Here is a 21840-nt window from a genome sequence, read left to right on the forward strand (position 1 = left end):
CCCCTTAAAAGCTGCTCCATTACGCCTGCTTCACCAGGAATAACGGCTGTCCATGCTCGACCAACTGACCGTTTTCCACCAAGACTTGGACAATCTCTCCTTTTACTTCTGCTTCAATCTCGTTAAACAGCTTCATGGCTTCGACAATACAGACAATGGTAGTTGGCTCTACCCGATCATTGACGGATACATATGGTGCTGCGTCAACTGCGGGTGCTGCATAGAAGGTTCCTACCATGGGTGAAGTGATTTTGTACAAGTTTTCCGTCACTTCCGCCGATTTCTGAGGCGCTTCTACAGGGACTTTTTCGACCGGGCGCTCAATCGTTTCTTTTTTAGGCAAAGGGACAACGGGTGCCATCGTCACAATTGGTGCGCTTTTGGTTGGTACGGGGGTCTGATGTACGGCTGTGATTTGATTCCCATTACTTCGTTTGATACGCAAAGAAGAATCTTCATCATTTACCTCAAAAGATTCTATGTCCGTCTGCTCCAATAGCTTCACAAGTTCTCGTAATTCGTAAATGGTAAGCACAACTATTCCTCCCCTATTTCCGATACTGACTGTCACAACCTCACGAACCGACTGGTTGGTCTGTAATGATTGTTCAAGACCGACCAGTTGGTCTTTTTGATATTATAACAAATGTCAGAATACTAGTACAGACCAACTAGTTGGTCTGATCAATGTATTTGATAAGGGACCATCAAGCGACTATGCCCCTGTCTCCTATCGAAAAGCTTGAGTGTAGCCGCATGATCCTTGTTAGCACCCCTACAATGGCTTGAAGGGATTTTCTTGTGATTGCAGGAAAAAACGTTGAAATGCCGGGTTTTCCATCGATTCTGATTTCAAAACAGAATGAAGAACCATATCTGCGTAAATATCCGCGATTTGCTCGATCGAGTACGTCCCTGACTTTTGATACCATTTGTAAATCCAGTTCACCATGCCAAAGATAGCCATAGACACAATCGGTACTGGCAGCTCTGGACGGAACTCACCCGATTCGATCCCATCCGAAATGACGGTGAACATGATTTTTTTATAGCGATCCCGTTTCGTTTCAATATCCGTGTAGTACTCGGGAGCTAAAAACAAGCTTTCCTGATAAAAGATCGTAACCTGCGAGCGGTACAGATCAATCATCATGACGAAGGATTTTACGATGGCTTGGAGTCGCTCCGTTGGGGTATCCCACTTCTCGTAAGCTTCCTCTGCTTTCTCCAACACATACGTAATAAATTGATCATGAATGATGTAGAGGAGTTCATCCTTGGATTTGAAGTTGTGATAAAATCCTCCCTTTGACGTTCCGCTTTCTTTCACAATTTGATCCACAGTCACTTTGTGGTAGCCATTTGCCTCAAACAAGCGCATGGATGTTTCAATAATACGTTCTCTGATTGATTTTTCGACCATTATCTTCACCCGTGAACATTATAGCATAACTGCATAGCAAAAACGCCGATTCTCTTCGGTGAGAGATCAGCGTTTCTTCCTTAATTCGTTGGTGTGGAAACAGGCACGGCACCTGAATATTCTTCGAGCGTAATCCCTTTTTCCCCGATTTCTTGCGCGATCTCGACACCTACATAACGCAAATGCCACGGCTCATAAATATAGCCTGTAATCGCGTCTTTTCCCTCTGGGTAGCGAATGATAAATCCAAATTTCTCGACGTTTTCATCTAGCCACTTCGCTTCTTTGGTTCCGGCAAAGCAGCTCGTTGCTGCACATTTGCCATCCTTACCGGAGACGTCAATGGCGAGTCCCGTTTCATGCTCACTCGTTCCAGGAACGGCACTGTAAGTCCGTGCCTTCTCCACGCCGTCTTTTTTTACATAGCGATTAAACAGCGCTTTCTGGTAGGCGTGGGAGCGATAGGCAGAAACACCTGCCAACTGGATTCCGTCAGCCTGGGCTGCCGCAAATAACTGCTCAAGCGCACCCGCAGCTTCTTTGCGCATTTTGCGTTTCTCGCTCTTTTCCGGGAGCAAGTAAGGTACGTTTGGAAACACTAGATCATTTGGCTGATAGTTCTCTGGAAGCTTGCGTTGTTTGTTCACCAGTACAGCAACACTCTCTGGCTCACCCACGACCTCGATGTCCGGGAACGATAGCTCAGGTGGCTGACCCGCGGTTGGCTTTTCTGCCGGCTTCGTTTCCGTTGGTTTCTGGGGGTGCTCCGGTTGTTCTTGCTTTGGTGTTTCAGCCGGTGGAGGTGTGGTCTCCTCCTTTGGCTTCTCTTCTTCCTTCTTTGGAGGAGTTGGCGTCTCCACGGCTGATGGTGTCTGTGGTTCTTGTGGAGCCGCTGTACTGTTACATCCAGACAACACGAATGTCATTGCCGTTACGAGTACGAGCGGATGCAAAAGTCGGTGTCGAAAACTTCTCATTGTAACGTTCCTTTCATTTTGGAGCTGATCCAATTATGTAGGTAATAAAAGTACGTACCTATTATGACATAATTGACCGGCGTTTCGTTACATGTTTATTGAGAAATCACGACCTGATCGATATTTAAATAACCCGCTGGACTGATGGAGAAGCCCTGAATATGGTTGCTAATCACAGCCAAATTCTCCAGATTGCGAATCGGAACAACCAAAGCATCTTGCAGTTCCACGTCTTGTGCTTTTGCGTAAATGGCGAGTCTTTTGGCAGGATCAGTTTCCATACGACCAGCCTCGATCAGACGATCCAGCTCGGGATTGCTGTATTGAAAACTGTTGCCAGCCCCGCCTCCTGATGTATGAAATAAATTGTACTGATTGTAGTCGGCATCCCCGGTTGCATTTGCCCAGCCGCTGACAAAAATCTCATGATCTTTCGTTTTCTCAATGGTTCGGACAAACTCATCGTAGCTGACGACTTTTAGCTCCGCGTCGATGCCGATCCCTTTTAATTGCGACCGTATCACTTGGGCAACCAAGATTCGATCCCGTCTGTTGTAGGTAATCATGTGAATAGGAAAACCATCTGGATAGCCCGCCTCTGCGAGCAACCGACGCGCTTGGTTGATGTCGTACGGGTAGCTTTTCACAGTCGGACTGTAGCCGAACACATGTGGTCCCATCGGTGAGTTCGCCTTCGTTCCTACGTTGTTATACACCCCTTTAATGATCGCTCCCGTCTCGATCGCCATACTGATGGCCTTCCTCACACGGATATCATTCAGTGGTGGACGTGATACATTAAACCCGATAAACTCCGTCCCGAGCGCATCGCTGCGGTACACACGCATCTGGTTGGACGCTTGAATCCGATCCAGCTCCATGACAGGGACGGACTCTGCAATATGGGCTTCTCCATTTTCGACCATCGCAATACGAGCTGCATCATCGGGAACAACTTTGAAGACGACTTGATCAAGCGTAGCAGTCTCGCCCCAATAAGTCTGGTTTTTGCTCAACGTAATTTGACTGCCAGGCTCCCATGATTGGAACTGATAAGGGCCAGTACCAACCGGGTGATGCGATAATTCCCGTCCGTATTGATCGATCGCAGCAGGACTGATGATGCTCCCCTCGTGACTGGCCAAAATAGAAAGCAAAGGTGCGAAAGGCTTGTGAAGGATGAATTGAACTCTGTACGGATCGATGACCCTTACCTGTTTTACTTTTTCGAACATGGCTGCCCGAGGAGAAGCCACGGCTGGATCTAATACGCGATCAAATGTTTTCTTGACCGCCTGTGCATGAAAGGGAGTTCCATCATGAAAAACAACACCTTGTCGAAGCGTAAACTCCCACGTGAGATCATCGATTTGTTTCCATGCCGTTGCCAACTGTGGCTGAATGTTCATGTTCCGATCACGTTTGACGAGCCCTTCATACACTTTTCCTTGTACGACACTCGCCTCATTGATCGTCAAAATAAAATGGGGATCGAGATTCGCGGCATCCGACATACGTGCAATGATTAACGTTCCACCCTCGGCAACGTTTTGGGGTGTCGGTACGACTTGATTGTTGTGAGGCGGCTCCTGACCGGAACAGCCTGATATGGCGATGATTGCTGCGAGTAACAGTCCAATTCGTCTGTGTAAGGATTTCTGCGTGTACATTGGACCCTCCCGGCATACTCATATGTTTACCTAGTTGTATGTTTAGCAAAAAGACCGCCCTTCTCCCATGTTTCCCGGAGAGTAGCGGTCCACACTCTATTCTTTTTCAAATAATCGCTTATACTCCCCGAAGCCTTCTTCCTCCAAACGATCCTTCGGAATGAAGCGCAATGCGGCTGAATTGATGCAGTAACGCAATCCATTTTCTCCAGGCCCGTCCTCGAAAACATGACCAAGATGAGAATCCGCATCTTTACTGCGAACCTCTGTACGAATCATATTATGTGTTAAATCCACATGCTCGGTTACGTTTTCCTCTTGCAATGGCTTGGTAAAGGATGGCCACCCGCAGCCGGAATCGAACTTGTCCAGGGAACTGAACAAAGGCTCGTTGGAGACGATGTCTACGTAGATGCCCTCTTCCTTGTGATCCCAAAATTCGTTCGTAAATGGACGTTCTGTCCCGTTATTTTGCGTTACCTCATACTGGAGCGGGGTCAAGATTTTTTTCAATTCTTCCAGCTTCGTACGGTCGCGCCATGCTTCCTTGGTGAATTTCGCTCTGCCTGATGCCGCGCGGTAGTATTGGTAGCGGACCGGATTTTTCTTATAGTAGTCCTGATGGTATTCCTCCGCCGGATAGAACGGCTTGGCTGGCAAAATCAGCGTTGCAATGGGCTTTTGGAAACGACCGCTCGCATCCAGCTCTTGCTTGGATTTTTGCGCAAGCCTTTCTTGCTCTTCATTATGATAGAAGATCGCAGGCGCATACGATTGACCTCGATCACCGAATTGACCACCAGCGTCCGTCGGGTCGATCTGTCTCCAAAACATCTGCAGCAATTCCTCGTAGGAGATGAGCGACGGATCAAATGTGATTTGGATGGCTTCATAGTGTCCCGTCGTATCAGAGCATACCTGTTCATAGGTAGGGTTTTCGACATGACCGCCTGTATAACCGGAGACGACTTTTTGAATGCCTGGCATCTTGTCAAACGGACTGACCATGCACCAGAAGCATCCGCCTGCAAAGGTTGCGATTTCGTATGGATGTGTATCGCTGTTCACGCATTTCGCCTCCTGTAAATGTATGTACACTATCATTTACGATTGTACATGGTTTGCAAAAGCAAAGCCACTCTGGAAGTGCTGCAAGAGGGCTCCAAATAGGAAAGGAGACCTTTTTACACGAAAGGCCCCCTTTTCGCTATCGGATTGCATGATTCCTTCACTCGTCTGTTGCTACTCTGACAGCGCTTTGGCAAATCCAGAGAGCATGACAACCATATGGGCAATTCCTTCCTCGAAGTCTTTCAAACGGATGGATTCGTTCGGCGCATGTACTTTGCAGCCTACCCAGCCTACCCCTGTACTGACAACCGGAAGCTTGAGCTGTTCACCGAAAATATACATCGGACCCGTGCCTGCCGCGTTTGGAGAAAGCACTGGCTCCTGATCGTAAATAACGCGAGCCGTATCCAGTACGTGAGCAACAAATGGATGATGGAAATCGGAGCGATACGCTTTTTGTCCGTTGATCATGGTGACGGTAATATCCGTAAAACCATGCTTCTCCAAATGATGCTCGATGCAATTCATGATGTGCTGTGGATCTTGTCCTGGGACAAGACGGCAATCCAACTTGGCCTTCGCACTTTTCGGCAGCACCGTCTTCGCGCCCTCTCCCGTATAGCCGCTATCCAGACCGCAAATGGTCATAGTCGGGTGAAAAACCATGGCTTCTCGTGGGTCCACATGGTTTGCCGCGGTAATCAATGGGCGTTTCAAACCGTATAGCGCTGCTGTCGCCTCTTCACTGAACGGCAATTCGGAAACAACTTTCTTTTCATCCGCTGTCGGTTCCTCGATCCCATCGAAGAAGCCTGCGACCAAAATCTCGTTTTCCTGATTTTTCATCGTCGCCAATGCCTGTATGAGGCGCCATGCTGCATTGTCTACATACGCTCCGACAGAGGAGTGCATGTCGATATCTGCCCCAACGCAGGTCAGCTCCAGATACGCCATTCCTTTGATCCCGGCAACCATGCTGATTCGCTCATTTTCGTCCTTTCCACCGAATTCCCAAATGCAGGCATCCGCCTGGAAAAGATCCTTGTACGCTCGAAGATATGGCTCCAGATTCGGGCTGCCAATCTCTTCTTCTCCCTCGATCAGGAACTTGATGTTGCAAGGCAAACCGCCTGCTTGCTGCTGCAAAATCTGAATCGCCGTCAGACGCGCAACGAGATCACCTTTATTGTCGGCAGCACCACGGGCATACAGCTTTCCATCAATGATCGTAGGGTTAAACGGCTCCGTGTTCCACTCATGAAACGGCTCAGGTGGTTGAACATCGTAGTGATCATAAAACAGGATCGTTTTGCTGGCGTCTCCTTCACTGCCTGCTGCAAAAAACGCATACACGACTGGATTGCCGCCGAGATTGTCGAGTACCTTTGTCTCTCCACCAACCTCATGAATCATCTTGACCACGTATTCAACCGTCTCTGGGATGGCCTTATGCTGTGCGGATACGGTTGGAAAACGCAAATATTGCATCAGCTTCTCGATTGCATGCGGCAAATTTTCTTGCACGATACCTATCACTTGTTCTTTGTTCACGATCGGGCACCTCCTATTGGCACTTACTGCTTATTCGACTGTCTCTTTTTGGTGTGCAACCAAATAGCTGTCAAACCAATCTGTCGTATATTGCAGCCTCAACACGCGTTGCTCAGGATCACCACTGCGGGAAAGCTCATGACTGGCACCCGGGAAACGGACAAAGGACACCGGGGCCTTGCCTTGATGCTTCAATGTTACATAAAGCTGCTCCGCCTGTTCGATTGGGCAACGGTAGTCATGTTCTCCATGCATGATCAGCAGAGGCGTCTCGATGTTCTCTACCAAGCGAATCGGTGAATGCTGCCACATTTTTTCCGGATTCGTGAATGGATTTGCCTGAATCTCTTCGGCAGTGAAGAAGTAACCGATATCACTGACACCGTAAAAGCTTACCCAGTTGCAAATACTCCGATCGGTTACACCCGCTTTGAATCGATTGGTTTTACCTACGATCCAGTTCGTCATGAAGCCACCGTAGCTGCCGCCTGCTACACCCAAGCGATCCTCATCGACAAAATCGAAATGATCGCATGCAAATTGCACGGCCGTCATCAAATCGCGGTAATCGTTCCCTCCATAGTCACCGCAGCACGCCTGAACAAAACGCTCTCCGTAGCCAAAGCTCCCTCTCGGATTCGTATAGAGTACGGCGTAGCCTTTTGCAGCGAGTAGCTGGAACTCGTGGAAAAACGTATTTCCGTACATGGAGTGAGGCCCGCCATGAATTTGCAGAACCATCGGGTATTTTTTTCCTTCTTCAAAACCGACAGGCTTGAGCATCCAACCGTGCAGCTTCCAGCCATCCTTCGCGACAAACTCCATTTCTTCTGGAACAGGGAGCTCAATACCCGCAAATAACTCTTCGTTCAGCGCTGTTAGACGTTTTTCTTCTCCGTCCTTCAGACTTACTTGATACAAGTCGCCCGGCGTAAACGGATCACTAATGGCAGCAACCACCGTTTGTTCGTTTTCATGCAGAGAAAAGCCGTATATATTCCGGTTGCCCGCTACAACATTCGTGACTTGTCCGTCCAGCGTTACGTGATAAATGCCGGAATTTCCTCGCTCGCTGGCAATGAAATACATGCCTCTTCCGTCTGCTGTCCATACAGCGCCTGGATTCGGGTGACCTGGCGAGCGCATGTCCCCGATGGTGGAATCGCCAACCTGTACGTCCCAATCCTTTGTGATGCAAGTATAGTCGCCCTTTTCAAAATCATATACCCAGATGCGCTTCTGCGCTGCGTACAAATGCGTGTCCAATTCACTTCCGATATACGCTAGCTTCTTACCGTCGGGTGACCAGGTTGGATAGGCAAAAATCCCCTTGCTGTTAGTCAGCTTTTTCCATTCTCCCCCTTCCGAAGGGATGAGAAAAACGTCAACACTATGCTGAATATCAGGGTCTTCTGCTCGGTTCGCCGTAATGGCGAGCCATTTTCCGTCCGGCGACCAGGAACCAATCGTATGATTGTACGGGCCATCGCTGAGTGGAGTAACCTCGCCTGTTTCTACATGAACAACGGCCAACTGCTTGTTTTTCTCGTAAATGAACCCGAGATCATCGGATTTGTACTTCATTCTTCCGACATGAATGGCTTTGGCATTTTCTTTCTTCTCGGTTCCCTCGAGGTCTGCGAATGTTTCACCCTCATCCAGGATCGAAGAGAAGACAATGTATGTGCCGTCAGGTGACCAAATCGGATTGCTGACACCGTTTTTGCAACGCGTGAGTTGCCTTGCTTCTCCTCCGTTTGCATCGATCAGCCAAATTTGTGGTTTTCCAGATCGGTTCGAAACAAAGCTAATCTTTGAACCATCTGGCGACCAGCGCGGAAAGGTGTCGCGGGAGCCAGACGTCAATGGCCGTGGATCATCTGCATCCAATTTGCGTAAATACAAGTGATTTTGGTAAGCATGGGACTCATCGATTTGATTTTCCACATAAGCAAGCGTTTTTCCGTCTGGTGATAGCTGCGGATCGCTCGCGTACCGCATTTGATACAAATCTTCAGCCGTTATGCCTCTTTTTGCTTGCGTCATGCTACTCACTCCTCGATTTTATTGGTGGATGCAAGTTGCCCCAAAAAGAACTGGGAAATCTTTTGATTCAACGTGATGTGATTGTCCAGCTTTTCGGTAAAGTGGCCTTCATCCTCAAAAATGTGCAAATCGACTTCTTGTCCCCTGCCTCGCATGTCAGCTACGAGCTGTTCTGCTTCGCTGACAGGAACACGCGTATCATTGCGACCGTGGAATACGAGAAGCGGAGCCGTGATCTTATGGGAATGATTCAAAGGAGCAATTTCTTCAAAAAAGTCATCGTCTTCGCCGAGGAACCCGTACTCCACCTCACGCAATCTCCGTCTCCATGCCCCAGTGTTCTCCAGAAAGGTTTTGAAATGGGAAATCCCTACAATATCAACACCCGCGGCCCACAGGTCAGGGTAATGCGTAAGCGCAGCTAGTGTCATGAAGCCTCCGTAACTGCGGCCCATGATGCCGATCGCATTCTGGTCAACGCTTGGACGGTTGCTCAAATCTTTGACCAGCCAAGCCAAATCTGCTACAGAATCCATCCGCTTGCGGCGATCATCGAGCTGGACATATTCCCGACCGTAGCTCATACTGCCGCGAACATTCGGTGCTACCACCGTAAAGCCTTCGTTCGCCAAAAATTGAAAAACAGGATGATACTCCGGTCGAATTTGGCTCTCTGGCCCACCATGGACGTAGACGACGACTGGTTTTTTCTCTGCATGCTCGGATGTATCTTTGGCATAGAGGAAATACGGCACTTCCAAGCCATCAAAAGAGTGAAACGTGGACAATTCCGGCTCGATGAGTTTATCCTCCAGAGCATCGGATTGACCAATGTTCGTCACACGTCTGCTGGTTTTCTCCGAAATGGTATACGTCCAGATATCGCCTGGAAGGGTTGGACTTTTCAGCGTAAAAGCGAGCTGATCATCACTCACCCACGCCAAGGAAGAGATCACTCCCCGTGGCGCTTCCTCCACCCGCTCCCAGCGTTGCTCTGTCAAGGAATAGAGAGCAAGAACGGAGTAGCCTCCTTCATTGATCGTGAAGGCAAGTAGCTTCTCGTCGGGGGATAATTTGGCCTCCTCGATGTCCCATTTCGGGTCGTGCACCAGTTTGTCCAGCTTTCCTGTACTCCGTGAAAATCGGCACAACGCCTTTGTGTTTTCATCGCGGTCGGTTACGAGATATCCCGTTTGTCCGTCATTAGACAGTACCAAGGAATGGTAGCGTGCATGTTTATTACAAATGGCGAGCTTTTGTGCTTCCTTCGTTTGCAGATTCAGCAAATACAGGCAATTGTCAATGTTGGTCTCCTGCACGCTGAAAATGAGTCCTGTCCCGTCTGGTAGCCAGCCGATTGGATCTGTGCGCCCATCATAGCGGAAGACTTCTTCATACGCACCGCTCTCGACATCCTGTACAAAAATATCAAAGCTGCGCGGATTGCGACGATTGCTGGACCACGCGATCTTTTTCCCACATGGAGACCATCCTCCCAAATAGTGAAAATAATCAGGAGCGTCTGTCAGGGGCTTCACGACTGCACCATTTTCTGTTAGCAAAAAGAACTGCTGTCGCTCGTCACCCTTGTTGTCCATACCGACAATCGTTTTCGTTCCGCACGGGGAATGGTCAACTTCTACCACACGATCAGGCAAAAAGGTCACTTGCTCCGAGCGGTTGTACTCTTCATTCCAGCGCCACAACTGCGCAATACCTGTCAGCTTCGTTAAAAAGGTAATCTCTCTACGCTGCGGTACCACCTTCAATTGATACGCGGATTTCACTTGCAGATAGTCCAAAATCACGAGAAATCATCCTTTCCACTTTTGCTAGTTGTTCCTTGGAGTATGTAAAGAGAAAAAAGAGGAGAAGCTCCTCTTTTTTTCTATTTTTTTGTTGCCCAGCGAGCGCTTGGGAACGCGTTGACTGGGAAAGTGAGACCTTCTAAAATCGGTTTCACCAAATAGTTTTGCTGGTAGTGGTAGACTGGAATGAATGGCATTTCGTCCATCAAAATGGCTTCTGCCTGGTGAAGCAGTTCCATACGCTTGTTCGGGTCTTGCTCAACTTTTGCCGCCATATTCAACTGATCATACTCTTTGTTCACCCAACCAGTACGGTTGTTCGGGCTTTCACCCAAATAGTAGTCCAGGTTAAATGCAGGGTCGTTGATTTGACCTACCCAGCCCATACGGCCCATTTGATAGTTCTTTTGTTTCGTTGTATCCAGATACACTTTCCACTCTTGGTTTGTCATTTTCACTTCTACGCCCAAGTTTTTCTTGAGCATTTCTTGGATCGCCTGTGCTATTTTCTTATGGCTTTCATCGGTGTTGTACATGAGTGTAACTTCTGGCAGTGTGGACCAGCCTTCTTCTTGCATACCTTCAGCCAGCAGCTTCTTCGCTGCTTCGTAATCTTCCTTGAAGTAGTCCCCGCCCTCTTCGCGGAAGTCTTTTCCGTTTGGTTGCATCGCTCCACGCGGAACCATGGAGTAAGCTGGTGTCTCTCCACCTTGGCTTACCATTTCGGACAGTGCTTTACGGTCGAGCGACATGGCGAAAGCTTTGCGAACCTTTTTATTCGTAAATGGTTCTTTCGTTACGTTAAACATGTACATGTACGTACCATAGTAAGGAACGGATTTGAAATCTGGGCTCGATTTTTCTTGCGCGAGGATGTCAGAAGGCATCTCTTTGTTGAAGTCGAGCTCGCCACTCTTGTACATCTGATAAGCAGTCGTGGCGTCATTCACCATTTTCCAGGTGATCTTATCCATTTTTACGTCAGCTTTGTTCCAATAATGCTCGTTCTTTTCAATCACGAGCTCAGAGTCATGCTTCCAGGAAACGAGCTTGTAAGCGCCATTGGAGATGTAGCTGTCCGCATCCGCTGCCCATTTTGGATTCGCTTCTGCCTGCTTCTTGTTGATTGGGTGCCAGTAACGGGTAGCCAGCATTTTGTCAAAATACGAGGTAGGTGCGACCAGCTCGATTTCGAGCGTTTTTGCATCGACCGCCTTGATGCCTACATCTTCTGCTTTTCCTGTACCTTTATTGTACGCTTCTCCACCTTTGATGTAGTAGAGCAGATAAGCAGTAGTCGAAGCTGTTGCCGGATCAAGATGCTTCATATACGTGTAAGCAAAATCCTCTGCTGTAACCGGCTCACCATTGGTCCACTTCGCATCATCGCGCAAAATGAACGTGTACTTGAGCTTGTCATCCGACAGCTTCACTTCCTTTGCTGTTCCCAAGATTGGATTGCCATCCTTGTCCTTGGTGTACAGACCTTCCCCCAAGTGATCCATGATCCAGAAGGACGTGGTATCCGTTGAAGTGAGCGGGTTCAAGTCTGGTGGCTCAGATTTGGCATTGAACACAACTTCTTGTTTGGCAGCAGCGCCTGGCGTAGTGGTACCTCCAGTCGATGCTGACTCGCCACTACCGCCGCAACCAGCTAGAGCCGGAATGACGAGCGAGAGCGACAGGGCAAAGGCAGCTAATTTCTTCACGTTGTTTCCCCCTATATATTAAGATAGAAAATCGAACTACTGATAGAGATGACAAGCGACCCAATGGTTCGGTGCGGCTTCCTGCCATTCAGGAATTTGTGCCGCGCATTGCTCCATGGCCTTTGGGCATCTTGTTCGGAAAACACAACCGCTTGGAGCGTTGGCAGGACTCGGCAAATCGCCCTGCAAAATGATGCGCTCCCGCTTGATCGTCGGATCAGGAATCGGAATCGAGGACAACAATGCTTGTGTATATGGATGAAGTGGCTTTGCGTACAACTCGAAGCTGTTTGCCATTTCTACCATTTTGCCGAGGTACATTACTCCGATTCGCGTGGAAATGTGCTTCACCATGGACAGATCGTGGGCGATAAACAAGTAAGTCAGCCCTCTGTCCTGCTGCAAATCTTCCAATAGATTCACGACTTGCGCTTGAATCGACACATCAAGCGCCGAAATCGGTTCATCCGCGATGATAAATTCCGGTTCAACTGCTAGTGCCCGAGCAATCCCGATGCGTTGCCTTTGGCCTCCGCTGAATTCATGGGGGAATCGGTTCGCATGTTCCTTAGACAAACCAACCAGCTCCAGCAATTCTTTGACCCGATCCGCTCTTGCCCCCCGAGACAAGCCGTGAATATCCAAGCCCTCCGCAATAATGTCCATCACGGTCATGCGCGGATTCAGACTTGCTTGTGGATCTTGAAAAATCATTTGGACATCGCGGTGAAACTGCTCTGCCTCTTTCCCTTTTATGCGGTGTGCATTTTTCCCTTTGAACAAAACTTCTCCGTCTGTATTTTCATAGAGGCGAATCATCGTTCTGCCCAACGTCGACTTACCGCATCCGCTCTCTCCGACGAGCCCGAGTGTCTCGCCGCGATTAATGGTGAAAGTCACGCCGTCGACTGCCTTAAGCGTAATCCCATTGCCGATCTCAAAATGCTTTTTTAGATTTTTGACTTCAACCAACGCTTGGCTCATCTACGTTTGCCTCCCTGCTGCCACCAATTCTTCCAGCTTCGGTGCCCGTGGATCATGTAGCCAGCATGCAGCTTGGTGACCCTCGGTGAATGTGGAAGCGTCCGGCATTTGCTGCTCGCATATTTCCATCGCAAACTGACAACGCGGAGCGAACGGACAACCTTTTGGCGGGTGGAATAAATCTGGCGGCGTTCCCTCAATCGGTACCAGTCGTTCCTTTTCCACGCCATCGATCCGCGGTAGAGAGCGCATCAAACCCCAAGTGTATGGATGCTTCGGATTCGCGAAAATATCCTCTACCTTACCTGTTTCCACCACAATTCCTGCATACATGACCACGGCCCGGTGCGCGATTTCGGCTACGACACCCAAGTCATGTGTAATCATCACGATGGAGAGCTGCTGTTTTTCCTGCAATTCTCGGAGCAAGTCCAAGATTTGCGCTTGAATCGTTACATCCAATGCGGTCGTCGGTTCATCTGCAATGACGAGCTTTGGATTATTGGCGAGTGCAATCGCGATGACGACACGTTGCCGCATTCCCCCGGAAAACTCATGCGGGTATTGATCGACCCGTTTCTCCGGATCGGGGATACCTACCAGTCGAAGCATCTCCATCGCTTTTTTACGCGCCTCTTCTTTGCTGACCTGATGGGTACGAACAAATCCCTCTACAATCTGGGCACCGACCCTCATCGTCGGGTTCAGTGCCGTCATCGGGTCCTGGAAGACCATCCCAATCTCAGCTCCACGAACCGAAAGCAATTCCTTCTTGCTCATCCCCGTGATGACTTTTCCGTCAAAACGAATCTGACCATCCACAATTCTTCCCGGCGGGTTCGGGATCAAGCCCATGATCGCTTGGGCGGTTACACTCTTCCCACAGCCGCTCTCTCCTACTACCGCAAGCGTCTCACCACGATCAACATGAAAGGTAACTCCCCGTACAGCCTGTACCTCTCCACCGTACGTTTTGAAATGTACGCGGAGGTTTTCTACTTGTAGCAAATGATCCGCCATGTCTGATCCTCCTATCTTCGTGGCGAGGTTACTCGCGAATTCTTGGGTCCAATGCGTCCTGCAAGCCATCACCGAAGACGTTGAAGGCAAACATCGTCAAGGAAATCATCAAGGCCGGGAAGAAAAGTCTCCACCAATCCCCTGTTAAAATAACGCCGAGTGCATCGTTCGTCATCGTGCCCCAGCTAGCGATTGGCGCTTGCACACCCAAGCCCAAAAAGCTAAGGAAAGATTCTGCAAATATCGCCGACGGAATGGTAAACGTCAAGTTTACGATGATGACTCCGATGGTGTTCGGAATCAGGTGGCGTAGCAGGATGCGAGGGAATTTGGCACCCAGCACTTGCGCAGCCATGATGAACTCCTGGTTTTTCAATTGCAGGATTTGTCCCCGAACGAGACGAGCCATCCCTACCCAACCGGTTGCGGACAACGCGATGATGATGGTAACAATTCCAGGCTCCATGACAACCATCAGCATGATTACCACGAGCAGGTACGGCAGTCCGTACAAGACCTCGATCAAACGCATGATAATTGTATCGATTCGGTCTCCCTTTTTGCCTCGACCAGCCATGTATCCGGCAATACCGCCGACGGTCACACCGATGATCAAGTCAATTAACGCTGCCGATATTCCGATAATCAGTGAAATCCGCGCTCCGTACCATGTCCGTGAAAACATGTCGCGCCCCAGCTCATCTGTTCCGAACCAATGCTCGCCCGAAATTTCCTGATTCGCATTCAAGAGACTCTGATCGGAATAGCTGTACGGAACGAGATGGGGTCCAATTATCGCCATGGCGATCAGCAAAACAATCAGGGTCAACCCCACCATTGCCAGCTTGTTTTTGACGAGCTTTCTCGTTACTTGTTGAAAATGAGTCAGGCTCGGTCGCATCTGGCCGATCTGTCCATCTGCTTTTTGAGCTCTAGGTCGAAACAACTCATTTACTGATTGATCTACCGCCATTGGCTACCTCCCCCTGCTCGATAGTTTGATTCGTGGATCAATGAACATATAGGCCAAATCAATCAAGAAGATAATGAGCACCAAGATGGCACTGTAGAATACTGTCGTTCCCAAAATAACGGGATAATCTCGATTGAAAATACCATCGACGAAGTACTTGCCGATCCCCGGTACCGCAAAAATCTTTTCGACGACGAACGTTCCGGTTAACAACCCCGCGATGAGCGGCCCCATAAACGTGACGATCGGCAAAATCGCGTTGCGGATTCCATGCTTGACCACTATCAGAAAAGTCGGAATTCCTTTTGCCTCAGCGGTCCGTATGTAATTCTGATTCATCACGTCGATCATGCTCGTGCGCATATAGCGTGTAATGATGGCTAATGGTCCAAAAGCAAGTGCGAGTGAAGGCAGAACCGAGTGTTTCCAACTGGTAAGCGTCGCTACTGGGAATAACGGCCATTTGATTGCCAAGTAATTAATGAGCAATGGCGCCATAATGAAGCTGGGTACAGCAATTCCTAATACGGCCATGACCATTGCCGCATAATCGATCCAGGTATTTCGGTTTAATGCCGCAATTGTTCCGAATAAAAGTCCGAAAAAAAGGGCAACCGCTATCGCTTGCAAACCAATCAGTGCAGATGCTCCAAAGCCGTCTTTGATCATATCATTGACACCGCGAGTCTCCGACTTAATAGAAGGTCCTAAATCGAGCATGACCAAACTTTTTAGATAAAGTAAATATTGCATCGGCAGCGGTTCATCCAAATTGTATTTGGCACGCAGATTCAGCAAAATTTGCTCGGGCAACTGATCTGACTCTGACGCGAATGGATCACCAGGGATCATGTGCATCAGGCTAAAGGTCAACGTTACAATAATCCACAAGGTGAGTACCATCATCAAAATTCTTTTAAGTAAATAACGCGACATCTATACGAGCCCCCTAGTCCAGACTTGCAAAAAGATTACAAAAATTCACCTCGTCCCCCTTTAACGGAAATTGACCTAAAACATTCCTTAATTCAACAATATAGTACCGTGGTTATTTAATGTCAATTCTGATTTTTTTATTTTTTACATCGATTCATAAAGGAATTTGCTGAAAGTTGTCAAATATAAAACAATTAATACGGAAAATTTCCCTAAAACATCCCTATTAAAAGCTTCGAGGTCGCTACAGCTCGCTTGCCCAGTCAATGGGTTATATTCTTTCTATATAAGAAAGACTGGCATACTAGAATGCCGAAAAAAGGATAGGTCTCCTTCCTGACGAATTGTTTATCCCGTAGTTTACCTTTTTTGGAGGACATTTTGATGATAAAAGTTGGCATAGTCGGTCCAAAAGATTCAGTAGATGCAATGATAGCTGTGGGACGTGAGTTTTCCGATCACATCCTTCTCACTTCCTTTATTTATCAAGGAGTGGAACAAGTACCTGCCTATGTAGCCGAAAATGATATGGAAACAGACATCTGGTTCTTCTCTGGAGTCGCCCCCTACTCGATGGCAAAAGCGCATATTGGCAAGAAAAAAGCCTTTTATCCGCAAGTCAATTCAAGTGTCCTGACCAAAGTATTGCTCGAATTGGTATACCGCGATGGTTTGTCTTTGGATCGCGTGAGCTTCGATACCATTTCGGAAGCGCATTTTCGTGAGACTTTAGAGGAATTGGGTCTGCACTGTGAGAACCCATACCTAAAGCCGTATAAAGAATTCAGAAAGAGGTCTGAATTGGTAGCTTATCACACCCACCTTGTCCAGGAAGGCAAGGTAGACGCTTGTGTCACGGGAACGCTTTTCGTCACCGAAGAATTGAAGCGACAAGGAATCAGAGTATACCGAATGGGCTTCACACGCTTTATATTTCGAGAGATTTTCAAGCAAATTCTCCAAGAGGGCGAAACGCTCCACTTCAAGCGCTCCCAAATTGCTGTTCAATTGATTGAGGTATCCGACATGGAAAAGCTCGTAAATGAACCTGCAAACGCATACGAGCTGCGCCGTCTCGATCTGAAGCTGCAAGAGCTCGTGCTCGATTACACGGAGTCGATATCCGGTAGCTTCGTCGCGGTCGGTAATTCCAAGTTCATTATTTTTTCCACCCGCGGATCGTATGAAGACAATCCAGATTTTCACCCCACGATCCTTTTGGAAAAAATCAAGCTCCTCACCAATTCACATGCCAATATGGGAATCGGCTTTGGTGTCACAGCATTGTCTGCTGAGCGCAATGCACAGCTCGCTCTCGGCCATGCCAAAAATCATAGAGATGCCGCCATTCTCGTTGACCATGATGGTTCGATTGAAGGACCACTGCTTCAAACGAACAGCATCAGCTACGAATATTGGACACAGGACAAAGAAATCAGCGATAATCTAAAAAAAGCTGGTGTCAGTATTACGACATTTAACAAAATCATTTCCGTCCAAAAAGCGCTGGGGCAAAAATATATCAGCGCTTCGATGATCGCGGAATGGATGGGCATGACTCCTCGCAATGCGCGAAGAATACTAAGTGATTTAGCAGAGCACAACATCATCGAACTCATTGGGGAAGAAACGCCGACGAACCGAGGGCGCCCACGGAAGATTTATCGTATACTCCCCTCTCCACAAACCACTTAATTGTTTCTCCATGAGAAATGCGTAAGCATATGATTTCCAGAAAACTTCTTTTTTGGAACCTTGCTTGCGCTTTTTTCTCGGTTGTAAGCTATCCAAATATCAAATGAATGAGGGAGGCATACACATGCCCGTTCATCCACAGATTCAACAAATATGAGACGTCTTCAACCGTTCATGCCATGATGTTGATTTCAACCAATTGACACCACAGATTATACGAATGGCGACTGATCAAAGTCGAGATTCAGGCGAGGAACGTGAGCAGGTAAAACAAGGCTTGATCCATTCCTTACATCGGATTCTATCCCTCTATCAAGCAAGCGCAAGAATCGTTGGATGAGATGTCGGCACAATTGCAAAAAGCATTCAAAATGTAGGTCATATTGAATAAACAAAGCGTAGGCATCACCATCGTAGGAAGGGTGAAATCATTGACTAGACATACAGACGACAACGTGTCCATTCGCTTCGTTCGTATCGAGGATGCGGCTGCCATTTTATCTTTGCAGCGAGATGTGGTTTGTGAAGGTGAATTTTTTATTGCTGTTTCCGAAGAGTTCAATAAAACCATGGAGCAGCAGCTTGAGTGGGTACAAAACATCATCGACAATGACAGGGAAACCATGTTCGTAGCGGAAATAAACGGTGAATTGGCTGGTATGGTCGTGTTCGTTTCTCCGACTCGCAAACGCTTGTCTCATACAGGTTCGATCACGATGATGATCCAGAAAGCTCACCGAAATAAGGGCATCGGCAAGGTTTTATTGAAGGAGTTGTTAGCTTGGGCTGAGCAACATCCGCTCATTGAAAAAGTGAGCTTGGGGGTGTTCTCCAACAATCTGAGAGCGATTGCTTTATACAAAAGCCTTGGATTTGTGGAAGAAGGACGAAAAGTGAGAGAATTCAAGCTGGCTGAGAATGAATACGCAGATGATGTCCTGATGTACAAATTCGTATAACGTCCATTCGTATTCCTTCCATGCAAAAAAGGACCTTCGCATCAGGTCCTTTTTCTTATGAGCAAGTAAGCTCTATACCGATTTAGATGGCTGAACAGCTTGTTTCTTTTGAACACTGGCAACAATCACACCCACGACGATTAACAAGGAGCCCCCTACTTGAATCGACGTCACCTGAGAACCAAGCAGTAAAAACCCGACCAGCATCGCTACAAAGGGCTGCAAGTTTAGAAAAATAGCTGCTTTGCCCGTCCCTACCACTTTTAATTGTTGATTCCAGACGATTCCACATATTCCTTGCATAAGGATCGCGGTCAAAATGAGCATTGCCCATGCCCACACTTCGTGGCTGATCTGCGCCCCTGGCTCGATCGTCAACAGCGCCGCAGGAGTCAAGAACAGGGTACCGACCGTTGTCGAGTACACCGTTGCAATAAACGGTTGCACGGTTTGCGTCAGTTTGCGAATGATGATCATAGACGACGAGAATGTGACCATAGCAATCACAATGAGAAAGACTCCCTTGGAAATGGAGAGTCCTGCCCCAATACCGACAACAAAGAATGTTCCCAGGAGTGCTAAGCCAGATCCAATCTTCATCCGCAAAGTAAACTGTTCCTTCAAAAACAAAGAGGCCAGCACTGCGGTGACGATCGGTGACAAGGAAAGAATCAACGATGCCGTTGTCGCGTCTGTCGTCAACAGCCCGTTGAAATACGCCGTTTGATTCGCCAGCGTCCCGATCAATCCGAGCAATACAAGAAGTCCTAGCTCACGAGCAGTGATTTTTACGAATTTTTTGGTCAGCCACGCGTAAATGATCAGAAACATAGACGTGAAAAGCAAGCGTACATCTGCCAAAAATAGCGGAGGAAACTCTTTGACCAGCATGCTTCCAAACACAAAATTACTGCCCCACAGCGTTACACAAAAAAGCAACAGCAAGTACGACCGAATCATGATTGTTCCTTCTTTCACCCGATGCATTATTCTTCCGTTAGTTATCGTACAGGAGAGTGCGAAAAAAGTCCATGAGCTGATCTGCTATTGTTTGATGGAAATTATCCTTTATTCATCAATTCAGCAACTTCCTCGACATAAACCCATTCTGACATCCCTGGTTTCCAAACTTGTAACTTCGCCGTGTCAACCTGCCCCATTTCAATCACCCAATGAATATCGTTATTCCGCAAAGGATACAGCGGCATACCATTCTCGACCAACATCCATTTGTCATGATACGTCCGGACGGTAGGAATTCGTCCAATGTGATTATAAGATTGATCGTACTGATAAATAATTGGGTGATTTGACACCGACAACGATGCGATATAAACATAAAAATCTTCCAGAACCTCTGTGAGGATATTTGACCTTCTGGATTGAAATATATGGTCAGGTCTGAACTGAATGTAGCAAACCTCATCAACTGCCGATGTAACTTGTGTGTATTGGGACCATGTCAAATACGATGGATTGAGATTCATTTGACCTGATCGCCAATAGATCCCTTTCGAGCTAAGCACAACCCCCTCCTTTACCTTATTAAAAATAAACCTATTGGAATAGAAAGCAAGAATAGATTCCCCGTCTGCTGTGCCATAATATTTATCGATCAACTTTAGATGTTTTGAAGATAATCTTGTACTCGAAATAAAATCAAAATCCTTGCCATACCGATTGCACAATGCTTTCATGTACGCAACATCAAGATTTACGTTCACTTCTGATTTTTGAATCTGACTATTTTCCTCCTGTATATTGTAATGATATTTCATCATTACCTCCTTTTAGGAAATTACTTACCTTTAAGTAAATAAATTGAATGATCGCTGGACTGTTCTTAACAACAAAGCACGGATAAATAATTAGCCAAATAATCAACTTAGCAATCGGTTTTATGCCCCAGTAAAGAAAATTTATAACAAAGCTTCCCTTTTCAGATATTCTATCTATCCAATTTTGAATATGCTCATTATCTGGAAAAATGGTATTACATCTCCGGAAATGCCCAAGGGCCTCTTTATATTCCGAATTGTCATAAAGAATCTTCCCATAGCTAAGATTCATTTCAAGATCATTCGGATTTAATTTCAAATAGGCTTTTAATTCTTTTCTAGGTTCGTTTTCTCCAAAATAAAATAATATTTTGATCAGCCGAAGGTGATGAACTGGACTTTTCGGATACAACTGCACTATACGCCTGTGAAGACTTTTGATTTGAGCAGCATAAACAGCACCATCTTTATCGATTTCATCCTCTTTTTCCCAAAATTGGATGATTTCCAATGCTGTACTATCCTCGGGATTAATAGTGAGTGCTAAATGTACCAGCTCTTTTGCTTCATCTTTTCTTCCTAAGAAATATTGCAATCGACTATACGTCACATAATACTTCGGAGTTTGAGGATCCAAAGTTAAGGCTGTTTTAAAGGCATCCTCGGCTTCTTCAAACATACACAAACGAAGGTACGTGAATCCTAACAGACCATGCATGGTCGCATTATCTGGCATGAGTTTCGTTCCGGTCTGTAATATTTCAACAATTGTTTCAAGTTCAAGCTTATATTCTTCTAAAATCGTCGGGCGTTTTAACCCCGTAAAAATAAAGGAATCACCGTATTGTTCCTGAACTTTGATATTGAGTGTAGTAGCAAGATCCAGATAATGAAACGCCATATTTGAATTTATTTCAATGGCTTTTTTTCCATGAAAGATCGCTTCCTCAAATTGATACAACCCTCGATATAACAGCCCCAATAAACAATGTACTTTATCGTCTTCGGGATACAAGCTAACCAGACGCTTGACAAGTTGCACTCCCTCTTCATTTTGGCCTAAATAATAATGCGCCCAACCGGCTGTTAATATCCCATCATAATGATCTGGAACATGACGCATTAATTGACCGTATTCGTCCAGCACATGATCGTACTTTCTATTTTCATAAAAAAAGTCCATTCTTTTTAAAATCTGTTCTACTTGATTGTCCTCTGTCAAATTTTCGCTCGACATTTA

At 47.0% G+C, this 21840-nt stretch carries 18 protein-coding genes; 2 read left to right on the top strand and 16 right to left on the bottom strand.

Annotation, left to right across the window (positions count from 1 at the left end):
- Positions 1-19: 19 nt before the first annotated feature.
- The 13 genes from accB to HP568_RS05910 form a co-directional block, all read right to left on the bottom strand.
- Positions 20-535: an acetyl-CoA carboxylase biotin carboxyl carrier protein gene (accB, locus tag HP568_RS05850; RefSeq protein ID WP_173628593.1), complete on the bottom strand. Its 516-nt coding sequence runs from the start codon at positions 533-535 to the stop codon at positions 20-22.
- A 240-nt stretch (positions 536-775) separates the two neighbouring features.
- The gene (locus tag HP568_RS05855; protein WP_007726477.1) at positions 776-1423 is read right to left on the bottom strand and encodes a TetR/AcrR family transcriptional regulator; all 648 of its coding nucleotides are present in this window, start codon (positions 1421-1423) and stop codon (positions 776-778) included.
- Between the two features lie 80 nt (positions 1424-1503).
- Complete coding sequence (locus HP568_RS05860; RefSeq protein WP_173628594.1) at positions 1504-2400, bottom strand: M15 family metallopeptidase; 897 nt, start codon at positions 2398-2400, stop codon at positions 1504-1506.
- 95 nt (positions 2401-2495) lie between these two features.
- Positions 2496-4070 carry a glutathione ABC transporter substrate-binding protein gene (locus HP568_RS05865; protein WP_173628595.1) on the bottom strand — a complete coding sequence of 525 codons (1575 nt, stop codon included), beginning with the start codon at positions 4068-4070 and terminating at the stop codon, positions 2496-2498.
- Between the two features lie 96 nt (positions 4071-4166).
- Positions 4167-5138: a peptide-methionine (S)-S-oxide reductase MsrA gene (gene msrA, locus HP568_RS05870; RefSeq protein ID WP_048032813.1), complete on the bottom strand. Its 972-nt coding sequence runs from the start codon at positions 5136-5138 to the stop codon at positions 4167-4169.
- A gap of 174 nt (positions 5139-5312) precedes the next feature.
- Positions 5313-6692 (bottom strand): M20/M25/M40 family metallo-hydrolase, encoded by a 1380-nt coding sequence (locus HP568_RS05875; RefSeq protein ID WP_173628596.1) that lies wholly within the window; start codon positions 6690-6692, stop codon positions 5313-5315.
- A 30-nt stretch (positions 6693-6722) separates the two neighbouring features.
- The gene (locus HP568_RS05880) at positions 6723-8738 is read right to left on the bottom strand and encodes a S9 family peptidase (RefSeq protein ID WP_173628597.1); all 2016 of its coding nucleotides are present in this window, start codon (positions 8736-8738) and stop codon (positions 6723-6725) included.
- Positions 8739-8743: 5 nt separating this feature from the next.
- Positions 8744-10546 carry a S9 family peptidase gene (locus tag HP568_RS05885; RefSeq protein ID WP_173628598.1) on the bottom strand — a complete coding sequence of 601 codons (1803 nt, stop codon included), beginning with the start codon at positions 10544-10546 and terminating at the stop codon, positions 8744-8746.
- An 80-nt stretch (positions 10547-10626) separates the two neighbouring features.
- Positions 10627-12255, bottom strand: a complete 1629-nt coding sequence (locus tag HP568_RS05890) for a peptide ABC transporter substrate-binding protein (protein ID WP_173628599.1) — start codon at positions 12253-12255, stop codon at positions 10627-10629.
- A gap of 36 nt (positions 12256-12291) precedes the next feature.
- On the bottom strand, positions 12292-13239 hold the full coding sequence (locus tag HP568_RS05895) for an ABC transporter ATP-binding protein (protein ID WP_048032808.1): 948 nt from the start codon (positions 13237-13239) through the stop codon (positions 12292-12294).
- Entirely contained in the window at positions 13240-14259 is a 1020-nt protein-coding gene (locus HP568_RS05900; protein WP_048032807.1) for an ABC transporter ATP-binding protein, read from the bottom strand.
- Between the two features lie 28 nt (positions 14260-14287).
- Positions 14288-15232: an ABC transporter permease gene (locus HP568_RS05905; protein WP_173628600.1), complete on the bottom strand. Its 945-nt coding sequence runs from the start codon at positions 15230-15232 to the stop codon at positions 14288-14290.
- Between the two features lie 3 nt (positions 15233-15235).
- Entirely contained in the window at positions 15236-16168 is a 933-nt protein-coding gene (locus HP568_RS05910; protein WP_056493248.1) for an ABC transporter permease, read from the bottom strand.
- A 384-nt stretch (positions 16169-16552) separates the two neighbouring features.
- Between HP568_RS05910 and HP568_RS05915 the strand changes: the two genes are divergently transcribed.
- Positions 16553-17863: a helix-turn-helix domain-containing protein gene (locus tag HP568_RS05915; RefSeq protein ID WP_048032804.1), complete on the top strand. Its 1311-nt coding sequence runs from the start codon at positions 16553-16555 to the stop codon at positions 17861-17863.
- 431 nt (positions 17864-18294) lie between these two features.
- Positions 18295-18822, top strand: a complete 528-nt coding sequence (locus tag HP568_RS05920; protein WP_048032803.1) for a GNAT family N-acetyltransferase — start codon at positions 18295-18297, stop codon at positions 18820-18822.
- Positions 18823-18894: 72 nt separating this feature from the next.
- Here HP568_RS05920 and HP568_RS05925 read toward each other — a convergent pair whose 3' ends face one another.
- From HP568_RS05925 to HP568_RS05935, 3 genes are all read right to left on the bottom strand, one after another.
- Positions 18895-19782: a DMT family transporter gene (locus HP568_RS05925; protein ID WP_048032802.1), complete on the bottom strand. Its 888-nt coding sequence runs from the start codon at positions 19780-19782 to the stop codon at positions 18895-18897.
- A gap of 101 nt (positions 19783-19883) precedes the next feature.
- The gene (locus HP568_RS05930) at positions 19884-20600 is read right to left on the bottom strand and encodes a hypothetical protein (protein WP_173628601.1); all 717 of its coding nucleotides are present in this window, start codon (positions 20598-20600) and stop codon (positions 19884-19886) included.
- Entirely contained in the window at positions 20566-21837 is a 1272-nt protein-coding gene (locus tag HP568_RS05935; RefSeq protein ID WP_173628602.1) for a tetratricopeptide repeat protein, read from the bottom strand. The genes HP568_RS05930 and HP568_RS05935 overlap by 35 nt, the downstream gene beginning before the upstream one ends.
- Between the last annotated feature and the right edge of the window lie 3 nt (positions 21838-21840).

It is taken from the genome of Brevibacillus sp. MS2.2 (assembly GCF_013284345.1).
Classification (GTDB): Bacteria; Bacillota; Bacilli; order Brevibacillales; family Brevibacillaceae; genus Brevibacillus; species Brevibacillus brevis_C.

Bases quoted from the DNA above. Each gene is read 5' to 3' on its own strand.
- HP568_RS05860 (WP_173628594.1), bottom strand. From the start codon at position 2,400: ATGAGAAGTTTTCGACACCGACTTTTGCATCCGCTCGTACTCGTAACG.
- HP568_RS05905 (WP_173628600.1), bottom strand. From the start codon at position 15,232: ATGGCGGTAGATCAATCAGTAAATGAGTTGTTTCGACCTAGAGCTCAA.
- HP568_RS05895 (WP_048032808.1), bottom strand. From the start codon at position 13,239: ATGAGCCAAGCGTTGGTTGAAGTCAAAAATCTAAAAAAGCATTTTGAG.
- HP568_RS05910 (WP_056493248.1), bottom strand. From the start codon at position 16,168: ATGTCGCGTTATTTACTTAAAAGAATTTTGATGATGGTACTCACCTTG.
- HP568_RS05935 (WP_173628602.1), bottom strand. From the start codon at position 21,837: ATGTCGAGCGAAAATTTGACAGAGGACAATCAAGTAGAACAGATTTTA.
- HP568_RS05865 (WP_173628595.1), bottom strand. From the start codon at position 4,070: ATGTACACGCAGAAATCCTTACACAGACGAATTGGACTGTTACTCGCA.
- HP568_RS05915 (WP_048032804.1), top strand. From the start codon at position 16,553: ATGATAAAAGTTGGCATAGTCGGTCCAAAAGATTCAGTAGATGCAATG.
- HP568_RS05930 (WP_173628601.1), bottom strand. From the start codon at position 20,600: ATGAAATATCATTACAATATACAGGAGGAAAATAGTCAGATTCAAAAA.
- HP568_RS05900 (WP_048032807.1), bottom strand. From the start codon at position 14,259: ATGGCGGATCATTTGCTACAAGTAGAAAACCTCCGCGTACATTTCAAA.
- HP568_RS05925 (WP_048032802.1), bottom strand. From the start codon at position 19,782: ATGATTCGGTCGTACTTGCTGTTGCTTTTTTGTGTAACGCTGTGGGGC.
- HP568_RS05855 (WP_007726477.1), bottom strand. From the start codon at position 1,423: ATGGTCGAAAAATCAATCAGAGAACGTATTATTGAAACATCCATGCGC.
- HP568_RS05880 (WP_173628597.1), bottom strand. From the start codon at position 8,738: ATGACGCAAGCAAAAAGAGGCATAACGGCTGAAGATTTGTATCAAATG.